Source organism: Gangjinia marincola (assembly GCF_039523415.1).
GTDB lineage: Bacteria > Bacteroidota > Bacteroidia > Flavobacteriales > Flavobacteriaceae > Gangjinia > Gangjinia marincola.
Map to the genome: position 1 here is coordinate 594755 of NZ_BAAAFG010000016.1, position 14501 is coordinate 609255.

The following is a 14501-nucleotide window of genomic DNA, read 5'->3' on the forward strand; positions in this document are numbered from 1 at the left end:
CCCACATTACGCGTCAAACATACATAAATTAAAGGATATTTTTTAGTTCCTCTAACCTACTGATTGAACGTGAATCTGTCACCTCACCTTTAGGATTAAAATAAACCGTATCCAGACCAAAATCGCGGCCACCGCATATATCTGCCTCATAGGAATCCCCTACCATCAAAGAATATTGCGGACTAGCGTTTGCTTTTTGCATCGCCTTTTCAAATATTAAAGGGTGCGGTTTTTTCTTGCCAGCATCTTCAGAGGTTGTCACTGTTTTGAAATAGTGATCAATGTTGCTCTTTTTAAGCTTTTTATGCTGTACTTCTTCAAATCCATTGGTAATAATATGTAGGCTATAGCGGTCATTAAGGTACTCTAATACCTCAATACATCCTCGAAATAAGTAGTTATTTTTGGGTAAATATGTAATATAGTCTTTAGCTAATCGATCAATCATCGTAGCTGAAACTTCTTGACCATAGGTCCTAAACGCTTTATCGAGACGTCCAAAACGCAATTCTCCTTTTGAAATCTTATCATTTCGATACAATCGCCAATACTCAAAATTTATGGGACTATAAACGGCAATAAATTTTTCGAGATTGATTGAAAGTCCGTGTAATTCAAAAATATCCTCATAGGCTAGCGCAGAATTTTTTTCGAAATCCCATAACGTATGATCTAAATCGAAGAAAATATGCTGTATTTCCTTATTTTTCATGCTGAAACTTGATTAAACTAAATACATCTTCTCTTTTCTTTTCGTCCTCAAAAGTACTGTTAGAAAATATCATTACTAATTTACCCTCTACATGAATTAATTTATTTTTTATTCTAACTAACTGCATATTCATCTGATCACGCGTTTCTATTCCTAGTGTATAATCATGAAAAACATACGGAACTACCTTTAAAGGAGTAATTTGCTCATAATTGATTTCATAAAATAAAAATGGTGAACATGTACCAGCCCTAAATCCAATTTTATTGGGATATCCCATAGAGTAGTCTTTCTCAACTTCTAAAAACACCAAATGATTAAAATAGTCTGGTAAATTAAGTTCATTCTCACTGACAATTGTTTTCTTGAGCGCTTCATTCGTAATATCTTCAAGCCGTAGCTTTTCTTTTTTAAGAACTTCTTGCCGCTTAATCGCAAATGTTCCTACATGTAAACCTACTGATCCATAATCTGCCAAAGATTTAATTTGAGATCTATATTTAACACGCTGAAAATTTATATTTCGGTTGTCGATACTAAAATCGCTCAGTTGAAACATAAATGTGAAATTGATCTGGTTGGTTTTACTAAAATCTATTAAGTCATCATAATGGTCATAAGGATCACTTTTACCTCCTAAGAGTACTTTTATACGCGTTAGAATTCCCTGTAAATTAAATGTAGATAAATCTGTAATAAATCCCCCCACGGTGCGTAAAATCCCTTTTTGCTGATAACGGTATAATTCTTTTACCGTTAAAATAGTTTCAGGTTTAGAAATAGGTTTATCGACGATCACGTCGAAACGTTTTTGCAAGAGACTTAAAAATTTCTGAGCCCAGATGTCAATTACGGGAGAGTCCAAAAAATTGTGTTTATATCCAAGGCTCTCTTCTGCAGGAAATCTTCCTTTTGAATCCTTAACATGTGGCATATATTCTTCATAACGGCTCAATAAATAAAAGGAGGCTGAAAATATGTCAAACGGCAAATCACTATTCTCTGAAACTTTAAAAAAACAAATCGTGTCATCCCATGGCTGGACTTTAACCGTAACATCTGAAAAACCTTGCTCATGCAGTAAACCATGTTGTTTTACAAAAAACTCGTTACCTAGTCGTTTTTGACCATAGGATATTTTTGGTCCTTCATGCGCTACAAATTCATCTATAATCGACGTCAGCCTTGCTTCGATCCCCAACAGATGCTGACAAATATGCTTGAAAATATAGGTAATGCGTGAAGTAAGCTTTGGGGTGTATACCAGTATCATAACTAAGATTAAAGCAGGCCTTGATCTGCAAAGCTAAAGTAAGAAGTTTGTGTGACGATAATATGATCTAACACTTTAATATCTAAACCTTCACCGGCTTCCTTAATTTTTAGAGTGATTTTTTTATCTTCATTACTAGGGCTTGTATTACCAGAAGGATGATTATGTCCTAAAATCAATGCTGTAGCGCCTAATTCTAATGCACGTTTAAATAAGAGACGTACGTCTACCAACGTACCCGTAATACCACCTTTACTTAATTGTTCTTTTTGAAGAATTTTATTCGAATTGTTTAAAAATACAATCCAAAACTCCTCATGAGGTAAGTCTGAAAGTAGAGGTTCAAGCGCATGATATGCATCCCGACTGCTTCCTATTTTACTCTGCTTAACGACATCTTCTGCTGCTCTTCTTTTCCCTAATTCTAAGGCTGCGACTATACTTATCGCTTTAGCCTCACCTATCCCTTTAAATTTCATGAGTTCCTGTACAGAAAACTTTCCAAGAACATTTAAATTATTTTCGGCTTTAGCCAAAATACGTTGACTTAGCTGCACTGCACTTTCTGTCCTGCTTCCTGATCCTATCAAGATAGCAATAAGCTCTGCGTCGCTCAAAGAAGCTTTTCCTTTTTGAAGCAACTTCTCCCTGGGGCGATCATCAAGCGCCCAATGCTTAATCGAAAAAGACGCTGAAGAGTCTGACATAGATTGTTATTTTGTTAAAGATAAAAAATGTAATTTTATCAACCTCAAAATTGATTTTTATGAAGTCTCTGTTCGAAGAAAACACCTATGCTGAAATCACTTCTCGTCTAAATCAACTTGACGAATCTAGTGAACGCCAATGGGGTAAAATGACGGTGAGTCAAATGTTGCACCACTGTCAGCTTCCGTTAGCTCTTGCTCTTAAAGAGCATACGCTGGAAAAACCAAGCTGGTTTATGAAAATTATGGGCAAGTTCTTTAAAAAAACGCTCTACAATGATAGTGAATGGAAAAAGAATTTACCCACTCCAGCCAGATTTAAAGTAATAGAAGACAAAAATTTTGGACAAGAAAAAGATATACTTTCAGGCTTGATAAATAGATTTCACGACCAAAAGGAGAAGAAAAATTGGGATCCGCACCCGGTATTTGGTCACTTTACTGTAGCCCAATGGGGTCAAATGCAATACAAACATTTAGACCATCATTTTAGGCAATTTGGAGTTTAAGAACAATACCTAATGAACAAATACCCCCCACCTCATCACCAAGAGCAGAATCCTGAAAATATTATTAAGGTTATACAGCATTACCCCTTAGGAACTCTGGTAACCGCTAAAGATGATGAAGCACACATTACGCATATCCCTTTGATTTACGAAGCTGATGATTCTAAATATGGTAAGTTAGTTGCACACATTGATAAATTTAATCCACAGGTGAATCATTTAATTAATGATAGCTCTGCGACCGCTGTATTTCATGGGCCGCAAACCTACATCTCACCGAGTATTCTTAGTACTACTCAACTCCCCACATGGAATTACATCATAGTTCATGTAAAAGGAAAAATACATTTACTTAAGGATCGAGATCAGGTAAGGGAAACACTTATAAGGATGACCTCTTTTTTAGAAGGAGACAATCCCGCTTATGTGTTAGCTGAGAATAATCCCAGAATGGAAGCTGCGCTAGATTATATCATTGGCTTTGAGATTGAAATCACTTCGTGGGAAGGGAAATTCAAATTTTCGCAGGATAAAGCGAAAAGAGATAAAGCACTTGCCAAAGCTGAGCTAATTCAATCTCAACAAAATTCTGTGAGAGCATTTATAGATGATTTGTTTGATCATCACCACCAAATCATAACAAAATAATCTATTACAGAAGATTTTTAAGCTCTGTCAAATCCAATCCCCCATAGTTTCCAGAACTCATCATGAGTAATACAGCATCATCTAGTTTTTCCTTAAAAAGCTGAGATTTGAATTGTGTAGGATCAGTAAACACCTGTAGGTCATCTCTGCCAAAAGCCGTCTTAATATCCTCTTTACTTATCGGATCCAGTTTTTTTAAAGCAACAGCCCCGGGAGAATAAAATACCATGGCAATATCTGCAGGGTTCAAAGCATTTTTATATTGTGCTAAAAATTGCGGAGTCAGACTACTAAAGGTATGTAGCTCCAGGCATGCAATTAATCTTCGATTAGGATATTGCTCTTTTACCGCTGCCGTGGTCGCTGCAACCTTAGAAGGACTGTGCGCAAAATCCTTATAAATCAGAGACGATTTATTTTCTGCAATCTTCTCAAGTCGCTTAGAGGCTCCTTTAAAGGTGGCAATGGCTTCATAAAAATCTTCTTCATCAACACCCATATGTTGACATATCCACTTTGCTCCTGCTAGATTACTTAAGTTATGTCGACCAAAAATATCAACCGGCATAAAGCCATCGGGAGTTTCTAAAAGAGTTACACCATCTTCAACCTGAAAATTAGGAATCACATAGCCATGTTTTCTGGTGGGTTTAGTCGCAGCTTCAGCTATTCGCTTTACCTGCGCATCTTCTTCGTTATAGACTAAGATTCCGCCATTACTAATTTCTTCAGCAAATATCTCGAACTGTTCTACGTAATTTTCATAAGTAGGGAACACATTAATATGGTCCCAGGCTATTCCGCTGATCAGCGCAATATTCGGTTTATATAAATGAAATTTTGGTCTTCGGTCGATAGGAGATGATAAGTATTCGTCGCCCTCTAATACGATAAAATCATTCTCATGGGTAAGATGCACCATGGTGTCAAATCCTTCTAACTGTGCGCCTACCATGTAGTCCACCGCTTTTCCGTGATAATGCATCACATGTAAGATCATTGAAGTTATAGTAGTCTTTCCGTGTGATCCGCCAATAACAACCCGTGTTTTTTGTTTGGCCTGTTCGTATAGAAACTCAGGATACGAATAAATTTTAAGATTGAGTTCCTGCGCTTTAAGGAGTTCAGGATTATCCTTTTTTGCATGCATGCCTAAAATCACGGCATCCAGATTTTTATCTATTTTTTCAGGAAACCACCCGAATTCTTGAGGCAACAAACCAAATTTCTCTAAGCGTGATTTAGAAGGTTCAAAAATGGCATCATCACTTCCTGTAATTTGATCTCCTTTATGATGAAGTGCCAATGCTAAGTTGTGCATTGCACTACCACCAATCGCAATAAAATGTATTCGCATAAAATTCTTCTAAATGGTAAAGATACGTATACCATTACAGGATTTAAAAAGCAGATTGAGTTTCACATCATTGTAATATTGCAATATTACAATGACGCCCAATTATTATTAAAGTTTTGATATATTTTCCCGCTCTATTTTTGCTTCCTTAAAGTCTTCTCTTTCAGTCAAGGCTTTTTTAACCCATAATTCAGCTTGACTTTTAGCTCCATTTTTACGGTAAATTTGAGCCAAACGTAAATACGCCCATTCTTTCCCTACGCTATCTTGAAACGAATGTCGCTCAATGAATTCATTTAAGGCTGTGATCCCTGTTTCGGCATCTAAATTATATTCGGCCACAATGCGTCCAATTTGATAGTTGAGCTGATTGCGCTTGTGTTTTGTTTTGGCCGACAGCTTTGTCTCTAAAGATTTTTGAGCATTCCCACTTTTCTCGTAGTGCGTACTTAGTTTATCGTAGGTATGCATAGAGCCACCAATTTCTACCGCCTTTTTATAGTGATATTCGGCATCTTTTTTTCGATCGTTTTGGTCTGCGATATATCCTTTGGCCAAATGCCCATCTACCTTAGACAACTCAGCTAATTCTTTGGCATAGATTAAGGCTTTTTCTTCTCCGCCTCCTAAGAGGTAAGGCAACTGAATGTAAAACTCAATCAATGCCCATCTTGCTTCAATATGACTTGGATCAAGTTTTGCGGCTTTTAAGAAAGACTCCTCGATATCGTCTACGTAAAATACAGCTTTTACTTTTGGCATCTCCTGCACGTGATACGCCAAAGCTCCCCCGTATCGGAATTGATAATCTGCATTGTTCGGAAAACGCTCTACTAAAAGTGTATAGTACTCTAACGCACGCTCAAAATCTTTTTGAAACATCGCAATGTCTCCTAAATACATTTGTGTGCGCTCATCAGTAGGATTTGCCTTAAGATAGCTTTTTAGCAGTGGTTTTGCCTTGAGATATTCTTTTTGATGGTAAAGTTCTTCTGCTTGCTCAATATTAGTTTGAGAGAAAAGTAACGCAAAAGATAAAAAAAAGAAACACGACAGAAAAAAGATCTTTTTTGGATGATGTAATCTTCTGTATGCTTGAAATATGAATTCCATCCTAATAAATACCGCGTAAATTTTTAGGAATTATAATTTTCTGATGCCTTTTCATTATCTGTAACTTCTTGTATGGTAAGCATTTTCCAAAGCTCATCTTTTAATTCCGTTAGGCCTTGCTGTGCGACAGAAGAAATAAACAGATAAGGTTGATCTAAGGTAGTATCTAATTCTTCTTTGAGCTCTGCTTTTAACTCATCATCCAGCATATCGCTTTTAGATATCGCCACCAGGCGTTCTTTATCCAACATTTCAGGGTTGTAACGTCTTAGCTCATCGAGTAAAATATCGTATTGTTTTTTAATATCATCTGCATCTGCCGGAATCAAAAACAGCAACACCGAGTTACGTTCAATATGGCGTAAAAATCGATGACCTATTCCCTTTCCTTCTGCTGCACCTTCTATAATCCCGGGAATATCTGCTACCACAAAAGTTTGAAAATCCCTGTATTTAACAATGCCTAGATTGGGTTTTAGCGTTGTAAACTCATAGTCTGCAATCTTAGGTTTGGCGGCGGTAATGACGGATAACAAGGTGGACTTACCGGCATTTGGAAATCCTACCAAACCTACATCTGCCAAGATTTTAAGCTCAATAGTAATATCAATTTCTTCACCGGGAATACCGGGTTGAGCGTAACGCGGAGTCTGATTCGTAGAGGATTTAAAGTGGGCGTTCCCTCTCCCCCCCTTTCCGCCTTTGGCGACAATAATCTCCTGACCGTCTTCAACAATTTCATAGATAATCTCCTGTGTTTCAGAGTCGCGAACTACGGTTCCCAATGGGACCTCAATGATTTGGTCTTCTCCATCTGCTCCTGTACTGGTTGAACCACTCCCGTCGCCTCCATTTTCGGCTTTGATATGACGTTTAAACTTTAAGTGATACAGCGTCCAAAGATTCTCACTACCTTTTAAGATGACGTGACCACCCCGACCTCCATCACCGCCGTCCGGTCCTCCCTTTGGGATATATTTTTCACGTCTTAAATGCGCAGAACCTTTACCCCCTTTTCCTGAAAAGAGGTGAAGTTTTACATAGTCTACAAAATTTCCTTCTGTCATATTTATCTTCCGCGAAAGCGGAAATCTTTTTATCCTCTGCGATGGCAGGAATCTTATTCACTAAAATTTTACTGGTGGCTCAGCTTGTCGAAGCCACCTCTCAAATAAATCTACAACTGATCAATCACAGTACTCAATCGATCTGTGATTTCTGAAATAGAGCCCACACCATTAATACCGTAATATTTGTCTTCTGCCTGATAATACTCTTTTAAAATAGCTGTTTCAGCGTAATACACTTTTATTCGATTACGAATCACTTCTTCGTTGGCATCATCTGCTCGCCCAGAAGATTTTCCACGTTCCAATAAACGCTCTACCAAAACTTCATCATCAACTTCTAGCGCAATCATGGCTTTCACTTCGGTTCCCATACTATTCAGCAATTCAGCTAAGGCCTTAGCTTGCGCTTTAGTTCTGGGAAATCCGTCAAAAATAAATCCTTTTGCTTCCGGATTTTTCTCCACTTCTGCCCGTAGCATATCAATAGTCACACCGTCTGGAACCAACATCCCTTTATCGATGTAAGACTTTGCGGTCATTCCCAGGCTTGTTTGGTTTTTTATATTATATCTAAAAACGTCACCCGTTGAAATGTGAATCAAATCGTAGTTACGTTTTAAAATTTCGGCCTGTGTTCCCTTACCGGCTCCCGGAGGGCCAAAAAGCACCAAATTAGTCATGTCTTGTGTTGATGTTAATTTATAAATATGGTTTAAGTTTCGGCCCAGCCCTTTATAGTCCAGTCCAAAACCTACAATAAAATCATTTGTGATTTCTAATCCAATATAATCGACAGGATATGTTTTTTGATAGGCCTCAGGCTTATAAAATAAAGAAGCAATCTTGATTTGCTTCACGCCCTCTTTTTCTAAAATGGCGATAATGGCCTCAATGGTATTGCCGGTATCCACAATATCTTCTACGATCACTACTGTTCTAGCTTTCAAATTGGGTTCTGCCCCCATCACCGTAGAGATATCCTCTCGCTGCGTCAATCCATCATAAGATGCGACCTTTATAAAACTCAGTTCACACGCCCCTTTAAAACGTTTCACCAATTCTGCCGAAAATAAAAACGCACCATTAAGCACAGTTAAAAATACAGGTCGAGTATCCTTAAGGTCTTTGTTCAATTGCGCAGAAACCTTGCTAATCGCTTTTTCTATTTCGTGCTCATCAATGAACTTTTCAAAGGTTAAATCGTGTAATTTCATCTAAAACTGTACTAAGGGGCAAAGATACATATTCAAAAGCTTAGAAACGATCTTATCAGTCCAATCCTGTAAAAAGCCTATTTTTACCTCATCAAATTCAATTTCATGCATTCGTATTTTTCTTCAGATTTTAAACTCGGTATTCTAGGCGGTGGTCAATTGGGCAAAATGATGTTGTATGACACGCGCAAATACGACATCCAGACCTACGTACTCGATCCCAGCGCAGACGCTCCATCACGCATTGCTTGTAATCATTTTGAGCAAGGCGATTTAATGGACTACGACACTGTGCTTAAATTTGGACAAAAAGTAGATGTGCTCACCTTTGAGATCGAACTGGTGAATGTAGACGCATTAGAACATTTAGAAAAGGAAGGTAAAAAGGTATATCCCTCGTCTTCGACATTACGCGTTATTCAAGATAAAGCGCGACAAAAGAACTTCTATCAAAATCATGATATTCCAACAGCCTCTGGGACCTATTTCGCTTCCGCGGAAGCAATCCAACACGCTTCTCATTCTTACCCTTTTGTTTGGAAAAGCACTACAGGTGGGTATGATGGTAAAGGAGTAATGATCATTAAATCTGATGCTGATCTGCATAATATCCCAAATGTACCCTGTATAGCCGAAGAAATGATCCCTTTCAAACACGAATTGGCCGTTATCGTTGCCCGAAACCCTAGCGGAGAAATCAAAACCTATCCTGTGGTAGAAATGGAATTTCACCCCGAAGCCAATCAGGTAGAATATGTGATCTGCCCAGCCAGAATTGACGATAAAGTCGCTCAAAAAGCCCGAAGCGTCGCCATGAAGGTTTCTGAAAAACTTCAACATGTAGGTTTACTTGCCGTAGAATTATTCCAAACTCACGATGATGAGATTCTAGTCAATGAAGTTGCACCACGCCCTCACAATAGTGGCCATTATAGCATTGAAGGGAGCATTACTAATCAATTCGAACAACATATTCGCGCTATTCTTGATTTACCGCTGGGAGAAACAGCCAGCAAAATAGGAGCAATTATGGTAAACCTGGTAGGAGCTGAAGATCATACCGGCGATGTACATTATAGAAACATTGAAGAGATTATGCGCTTAGAAGGCGTGACTCCTCATATCTACGGTAAACGCCAAACAAGACCCTTTAGAAAAATGGGACATGTTACTATCGTTAATAAAGACATTAATAAGGCAAGATCTATTGCCGAAAAAGTAAAAGAAACCATCAAAGTAGTCGCTAAGTAAGGTATGATACGGCTGATTAAAACAACTAGCGATCATCCAGATTTTATTGGGTTGGTCAGCCAATTAGATGCTTACCTAAAAGTAACCGATGGTGATGAACACGAGTTCTACAATCAGTTCAACGGCAGGGATCAATTAAAGCATGTAATCTTAGCCTATAGTGATGAACAACCAATAGGCTGCGGAGCATTCAAAGGATTTGATACAAACAGTATAGAAATTAAACGCATGTTCGTTACCCCTAATCTTCGTAATCAGGGAGTTGCAGCTGCTGTATTAACAGCTTTAGAAAAATGGGCAAAAGAGATTTCCTATACGCGTGCTGTGTTAGAAACAGGAAAGCGTCAAACAGAGGCAATTCACTTTTACCAAAAAAATGGCTACTCACAAATTCCTAATTACGGGCAGTATAAAGGAATGGAAAATAGTATGTGCTTTGAGAAACTAATCCCGTAATACTTCCCGCATTTTCTAGCTTTAGTAAACCCTTTTTTCTTAAAGCGCATTAGAAAGTTTATCTTTGTAATCCTTAAATATACACCTATGCCAAAAGTAGCCGTAATTATGGGTAGCACTAGTGACCTACCTGTCATGCAAGATGCCATTGATATCTTAAAAGAACTCTCTGTTGAAGTAGATGTAGATATAGTTTCTGCGCATCGTACGCCGGAGAAAATGGTAGATTTTGGTAAGAATGCGCATAAAAATGGCTATCATGTCATCATTGCAGGTGCCGGTGGAGCCGCTCACTTGCCGGGGATGGTTGCTTCCCTTTCTCCCCTTCCTGTAATTGGCGTACCGGTAAAGTCGAGCAATTCAATCGATGGTTGGGATTCTGTCCTTTCTATTTTGCAAATGCCAGGCGGAGTCCCGGTTGCAACCGTAGCACTTAATGGAGCTAAAAATGCGGGAATCCTGGCCGCCCAAATTCTGGGCAGTCAAAATTCAGAAATTCAAGAGCGGATTATTGCCTATAAGGAGTCCTTAAAACAGAAAGTAATTGAAGGCGCTAAACATCTAAATAAACCAAGTTTAGGATACAAATAAAAAAAGAAGTCGAAGATTTCACACTGTCATTTAAACGAACAAATTACACAGCTGATTTTTTAATCAATGAAAGATAATCCCCTACTCCAACCTTTTAACGAAGCTCCATTTGAGCAAATCAAAACCGATCATTTTAAACCTGCGATAGAACAAGCGATAAAAGCTGCTAAGGCAGAAATTGAAACCATCACCAGTTCTACCGAAGCTACTACATTTCAAAATGTGATTGAAGCCTTAGAATTTTCAGGAGAGCAATTGGATCGCATCACCTCTATCTTTTTTAACCTCAATAGTGCAGAAACCAATGAAGATATTCAGCGAATTGCGCAAGAAGTTTCCCCCTGGTTAACCGATTTTAAAAATGATTTGCTGCTTAATGAAACGCTATTTAAAAAGGTTGATGCTGTTTTTCAGCAACAAAAAGAGTTAGATCTTACTTCTGAACAGCAGATGTTGCTGGACAAAAAATACAAGGCTTTTGTTCGTAATGGGGCTAATCTTTCTCATGAAGACAAAGACGCTTTACGTGAAATCGACAAGCAACTTTCTAAATTATCGCTGACGTTTGGGGAACATGTGTTGGCAGAAACAAATCGCTATGAACTCCACATCACTGATGAAGCTAAACTTAGCGGCCTCCCCGAAGGTACTAAAGAAGCGGCCGCTCAATTGGCGAAAAGTAAAGACAAAGAAGGTTGGATATTTACGCTGGACTATCCCAGCTATGTTCCATTTATGAAATACGCCGATAACCGGGAACTACGCAAAGAACTTTCTATTGCTTTTGGAGCAAAGGGGTTTCATGGCGACGAGTTAGACAATCAGGAAATCGTACTAGAAATCACATCTTTACGTCATCAAAGAGCCAATTTGCTTGGTTTTGATACGCACGCTGATTTTGTTTTGGCAGAACGAATGGCCAAAAGTCCGCAGGGAGTGCAGAACTTTTTGCTTGACCTGCTTCAAAAAGCGAAGCCCGCTGCAATAAGAGAATTTAATGAGCTTACTGATTTTGCGAAAGAATTGGATCAACTCCCATTTTTAGAAAAATGGGATGGCGCCTATTATGCTGAAAAGCTTAAGAAAAAACGGTTCAATCTGGATGATGAAGCGCTCAAACCTTATTTTAGATTAGAAAACGTCATCAACGGAGTATTTACCGTAGCTCAAAAACTATTTGGTTTGACGTTTAAACAAGTTGATAATATCGAAGTCTATCATAAAGAGGTAAAAACCTATCATGTGCTTGATGCAGAAGGTGAATTTGTCTCGTTATTTTACGCAGACTTCCACCCACGTCCTGGTAAACGGGGTGGTGCCTGGATGACTTCATACAAACCTCAATCCATACGTGACGGTAACAACGATCGCCCACATGTTTCGATCGTTTGTAATTTTACCAAACCCACAGCAAGCAAACCCTCTTTACTTACATTTAATGAAGTTACCACGCTGTTTCATGAATTTGGGCATGCGCTGCATGGCATGCTGGCAAACACCACCTACCCTAGCCTCTCTGGCACATCGGTGTATTGGGATTTTGTAGAGTTACCCAGCCAAATGTTAGAAAACTGGTGTTATGAACCAGAAGCCTTAGCGCTCTTCGCCACCCATTACGAAACCGGAGAAGTGATCCCAACAGAATATGTTGAAAAAATCAAGGCATCATGCAATTTTCATGAAGGCATGCAAACCTTGCGTCAGCTGAGCTTTGGGATGCTAGACATGGCATGGCATGGTGAGGATCCCGGTGAAGTAACCAATGTTAAAGAGCATGAGAATAGCGCCTTTGAGCAAACTAAGCTGTATCCAGATGTCAACGAAAATTGCATGAGCACCTCATTTGCACATATTTTTCAAGGTGGCTATTCTGCGGGTTATTACAGCTACAAATGGGCAGAAGTATTGGATGCTGATGCGTTTGCCTATTTTCAGGAAGAAGGGATTTTTAATACAGAAGTTTCGCGAAAGTTTAAAGATTTTGTGCTTTCACAAGGCGGCACTGTAGATCCAATGGAATTGTATGTTCGCTTTCGCGGAAGAAAACCAGATCCCAATGCACTGTTGAAGAGAGCGGGATTACTGCCGGGATGATAAATTCCCACTTAGATAGGAATCTTATCTATATTTCGAGTCACTAAACTAATCTGTTTCACAAAGCTGCGCAAAGAAGCACGAAGCTTCACAAAGTCATTATCATTTTACGATCTGTCATTCCTGCGTCCGCGTGTCGCCGAAGCTTCTCGGCCTTCGTAGCTTTGCTACTATGGCGAATGAGGCTAGCGGAGGAGCAAGGCAGGAATGTATTTGATTTATAGAGACCATTACTATTGAGATTCCTGCCTGCGCAGGAATGACAAAATCACCTATTTTTGATTCTTCTCCTCAATCCATTTACTCAAATATTTAGTGCTTTGAAGCGAGTGGTGCAGCAACATACTCCCGATAAAATTGTGCTGTCGGTGGGTTTTGATATGCTTAGTAAGATCATTCAGTCTTTCCAAAAATCTGGGAATAAATCGTTTTTGGTCAAATTCATGTTCCACGATCTGCCGTCCACGGTCAGAAGCTATTTCCCAATCTTCCTGAGTTTGATAAAGTTGTATGGCTTCTTTGGCAAAGACTTTTTGATCATCGCAAATCGCTCCGCACCACTCAAGTGGATCCTGCATGCCCTCTGCACCTATGGTGGTGGTAATAGATGGTGTACCGCAAATCATAGCGTCCAACAATTTGCCTTTGAGTCCGGCGCCAAATCGAAGCGGTGCCAGCATCACTCTAGCAGATTGAATGACCTCGTAAGCATCTTCTGCCCGGGCTTTTACCAAAAACCCAGTGCCCTTATCTTCTAATTGCTCATCCCGCTGCTTGGCGTATGCCCCATAGACATGTATTTCAACCTGCGGAAGCTCTTTTTTAATCAGCGGCCAAATTTCTCGTTTAAGATACTGTACGGCATCCCTGTTGGGTGCATGTAAAAAATTACCAATGCTTATAAAATGTTGACGCTGACCAAACCCCGGCAAATCAGTCTTTTTGGGTAAGCTTGAGCAATCAACTAAGAATGGTAAGTAAAAAAGTAACGCCTTTTTTATGCCAAATAGGGTGTTTAACAATTCCATTTCAAAAGTTGAAATAATGAGACTTAAGTCGCATCTATAGATAGAGGCAATTTCTCTTTTAGCAAGAACTGAGGTTAAAAAATCTTCCGGTAATACGTTACGGCTTTCTTTTAATGTGCTTTCTCTGGCTTTTCTAAGAAAGTGGAGATCTTCAGTATCTAAAATGCGTAAAGCTTTTGGACACTGTTCTGCCACACGCCACCCGTATTGCTCTTCGGTCATAAAACGATCAAAAAGTACAACGTCAGGCTTAAGCTTCCGCAGAAAATCATCTGCCATAGCATCATTGAGTTGTATTTCTACCTCGTCCACAGGGAACAAAAACTCAGTAGCATAGCTGGACTTTTCCGCCGCACAGGCGAAAACAATGTGATATCCTGCGTTATGAAAAACACTCATGAGTTGAAGCATTCGTCTACCGGCAGCAGATGAAGTAGGCTCTGGCCAAACGTGACCTATGACGAGTAAGGTTTTCATA

At 39.1% G+C, this 14501-nt stretch carries 14 protein-coding genes; 6 read left to right on the forward strand and 8 right to left on the reverse strand.

Features of this window, described 5'->3' with window-relative positions:
* Nucleotides 1–28 precede the first annotated feature (28 nt).
* Genes ABD000_RS13740 through radC form a run of 3 tightly spaced genes read right to left on the reverse strand, consistent with a single transcriptional unit; the run spans nt 29 to nt 2692 of the window.
* Nucleotides 29–712 carry a YjjG family noncanonical pyrimidine nucleotidase gene (locus ABD000_RS13740; RefSeq protein ID WP_343768760.1) on the reverse strand — a complete coding sequence of 228 codons (684 nt, stop codon included), beginning with the start codon at nt 710–712 and terminating at the stop codon, nt 29–31.
* Entirely contained in the window at nt 702–1985 is a 1284-nt protein-coding gene (locus ABD000_RS13745) for a DUF7033 domain-containing protein (RefSeq protein ID WP_343768763.1), read from the reverse strand. Before ABD000_RS13745 ends, ABD000_RS13740 begins: the two co-directional genes overlap by 11 nt.
* Before the next feature lie 8 nt (nt 1986–1993).
* Nucleotides 1994–2692, reverse strand: coding sequence for a RadC family protein (gene radC / locus ABD000_RS13750; RefSeq protein ID WP_343768766.1), 699 nt, complete (start codon nt 2690–2692; stop codon nt 1994–1996).
* 59 nt (nt 2693–2751) lie between these two features.
* Between radC and ABD000_RS13755 the strand changes: the two genes are divergently transcribed.
* Entirely contained in the window at nt 2752–3201 is a 450-nt protein-coding gene (locus ABD000_RS13755) for a DUF1569 domain-containing protein (protein ID WP_343768769.1), read from the forward strand.
* A 12-nt stretch (nt 3202–3213) separates the two neighbouring features.
* Complete coding sequence (locus ABD000_RS13760) at nt 3214–3849, forward strand: FMN-binding negative transcriptional regulator (protein WP_343768771.1); 636 nt, start codon at nt 3214–3216, stop codon at nt 3847–3849.
* A 4-nt stretch (nt 3850–3853) separates the two neighbouring features.
* Here ABD000_RS13760 and ABD000_RS13765 read toward each other — a convergent pair whose 3' ends face one another.
* The 4 genes from ABD000_RS13765 to ABD000_RS13780 form a co-directional block, all read right to left on the reverse strand.
* A complete protein-coding gene (locus ABD000_RS13765; RefSeq protein WP_343768773.1) occupies nt 3854–5206 on the reverse strand; it encodes a UDP-N-acetylmuramate--L-alanine ligase in 1353 nt (450 codons plus the stop codon).
* Between the two features lie 108 nt (nt 5207–5314).
* Nucleotides 5315–6319, reverse strand: coding sequence for a tetratricopeptide repeat protein (locus ABD000_RS13770; protein ID WP_343768775.1), 1005 nt, complete (start codon nt 6317–6319; stop codon nt 5315–5317).
* Nucleotides 6320–6342: 23 nt separating this feature from the next.
* Nucleotides 6343–7386 (reverse strand): GTPase ObgE, encoded by a 1044-nt coding sequence (gene obgE / locus ABD000_RS13775; RefSeq protein ID WP_343768778.1) that lies wholly within the window; start codon nt 7384–7386, stop codon nt 6343–6345.
* 110 nt (nt 7387–7496) lie between these two features.
* The gene (locus tag ABD000_RS13780; RefSeq protein WP_343768780.1) at nt 7497–8603 is read right to left on the reverse strand and encodes an adenylate kinase; all 1107 of its coding nucleotides are present in this window, start codon (nt 8601–8603) and stop codon (nt 7497–7499) included.
* A gap of 105 nt (nt 8604–8708) precedes the next feature.
* On the opposite strand from ABD000_RS13780, the gene ABD000_RS13785 reads away from it, so the two are divergent.
* From ABD000_RS13785 to ABD000_RS13800, 4 genes are all read left to right on the forward strand, one after another.
* Nucleotides 8709–9854, forward strand: coding sequence for a 5-(carboxyamino)imidazole ribonucleotide synthase (locus ABD000_RS13785; protein ID WP_343768783.1), 1146 nt, complete (start codon nt 8709–8711; stop codon nt 9852–9854).
* Between the two features lie 3 nt (nt 9855–9857).
* Nucleotides 9858–10310: a GNAT family N-acetyltransferase gene (locus tag ABD000_RS13790; RefSeq protein WP_343768785.1), complete on the forward strand. Its 453-nt coding sequence runs from the start codon at nt 9858–9860 to the stop codon at nt 10308–10310.
* A gap of 87 nt (nt 10311–10397) precedes the next feature.
* Nucleotides 10398–10901, forward strand: coding sequence for a 5-(carboxyamino)imidazole ribonucleotide mutase (gene purE, locus ABD000_RS13795; RefSeq protein ID WP_343768788.1), 504 nt, complete (start codon nt 10398–10400; stop codon nt 10899–10901).
* Nucleotides 10902–10967: 66 nt separating this feature from the next.
* Nucleotides 10968–12995, forward strand: coding sequence for a M3 family metallopeptidase (locus ABD000_RS13800; RefSeq protein WP_343768790.1), 2028 nt, complete (start codon nt 10968–10970; stop codon nt 12993–12995).
* Between the two features lie 272 nt (nt 12996–13267).
* On the opposite strand, the gene ABD000_RS13805 is transcribed toward ABD000_RS13800, so the two are convergent.
* Entirely contained in the window at nt 13268–14500 is a 1233-nt protein-coding gene (locus ABD000_RS13805) for a glycosyltransferase family 4 protein (protein WP_343768792.1), read from the reverse strand.
* Nucleotide 14501 lies beyond the last annotated feature (1 nt).

Coding starts and splice junctions, on each gene's coding strand:
- ABD000_RS13740 (WP_343768760.1), bottom strand. CDS start 712: ATGAAAAATAAGGAAATACAGCATATTTTCTTCGATTTAGATCATACG.
- ABD000_RS13745 (WP_343768763.1), bottom strand. CDS start 1,985: ATGATACTGGTATACACCCCAAAGCTTACTTCACGCATTACCTATATT.
- radC (WP_343768766.1), bottom strand. CDS start 2,692: ATGTCAGACTCTTCAGCGTCTTTTTCGATTAAGCATTGGGCGCTTGAT.
- ABD000_RS13755 (WP_343768769.1), top strand. CDS start 2,752: ATGAAGTCTCTGTTCGAAGAAAACACCTATGCTGAAATCACTTCTCGT.
- ABD000_RS13760 (WP_343768771.1), top strand. CDS start 3,214: ATGAACAAATACCCCCCACCTCATCACCAAGAGCAGAATCCTGAAAAT.
- ABD000_RS13765 (WP_343768773.1), bottom strand. CDS start 5,206: ATGCGAATACATTTTATTGCGATTGGTGGTAGTGCAATGCACAACTTA.
- ABD000_RS13770 (WP_343768775.1), bottom strand. CDS start 6,319: ATGGAATTCATATTTCAAGCATACAGAAGATTACATCATCCAAAAAAG.
- obgE (WP_343768778.1), bottom strand. CDS start 7,386: ATGACAGAAGGAAATTTTGTAGACTATGTAAAACTTCACCTCTTTTCA.
- ABD000_RS13780 (WP_343768780.1), bottom strand. CDS start 8,603: ATGAAATTACACGATTTAACCTTTGAAAAGTTCATTGATGAGCACGAA.
- ABD000_RS13785 (WP_343768783.1), top strand. CDS start 8,709: ATGCATTCGTATTTTTCTTCAGATTTTAAACTCGGTATTCTAGGCGGT.
- ABD000_RS13790 (WP_343768785.1), top strand. CDS start 9,858: ATGATACGGCTGATTAAAACAACTAGCGATCATCCAGATTTTATTGGG.
- purE (WP_343768788.1), top strand. CDS start 10,398: ATGCCAAAAGTAGCCGTAATTATGGGTAGCACTAGTGACCTACCTGTC.
- ABD000_RS13800 (WP_343768790.1), top strand. CDS start 10,968: ATGAAAGATAATCCCCTACTCCAACCTTTTAACGAAGCTCCATTTGAG.
- ABD000_RS13805 (WP_343768792.1), bottom strand. CDS start 14,500: ATGAAAACCTTACTCGTCATAGGTCACGTTTGGCCAGAGCCTACTTCA.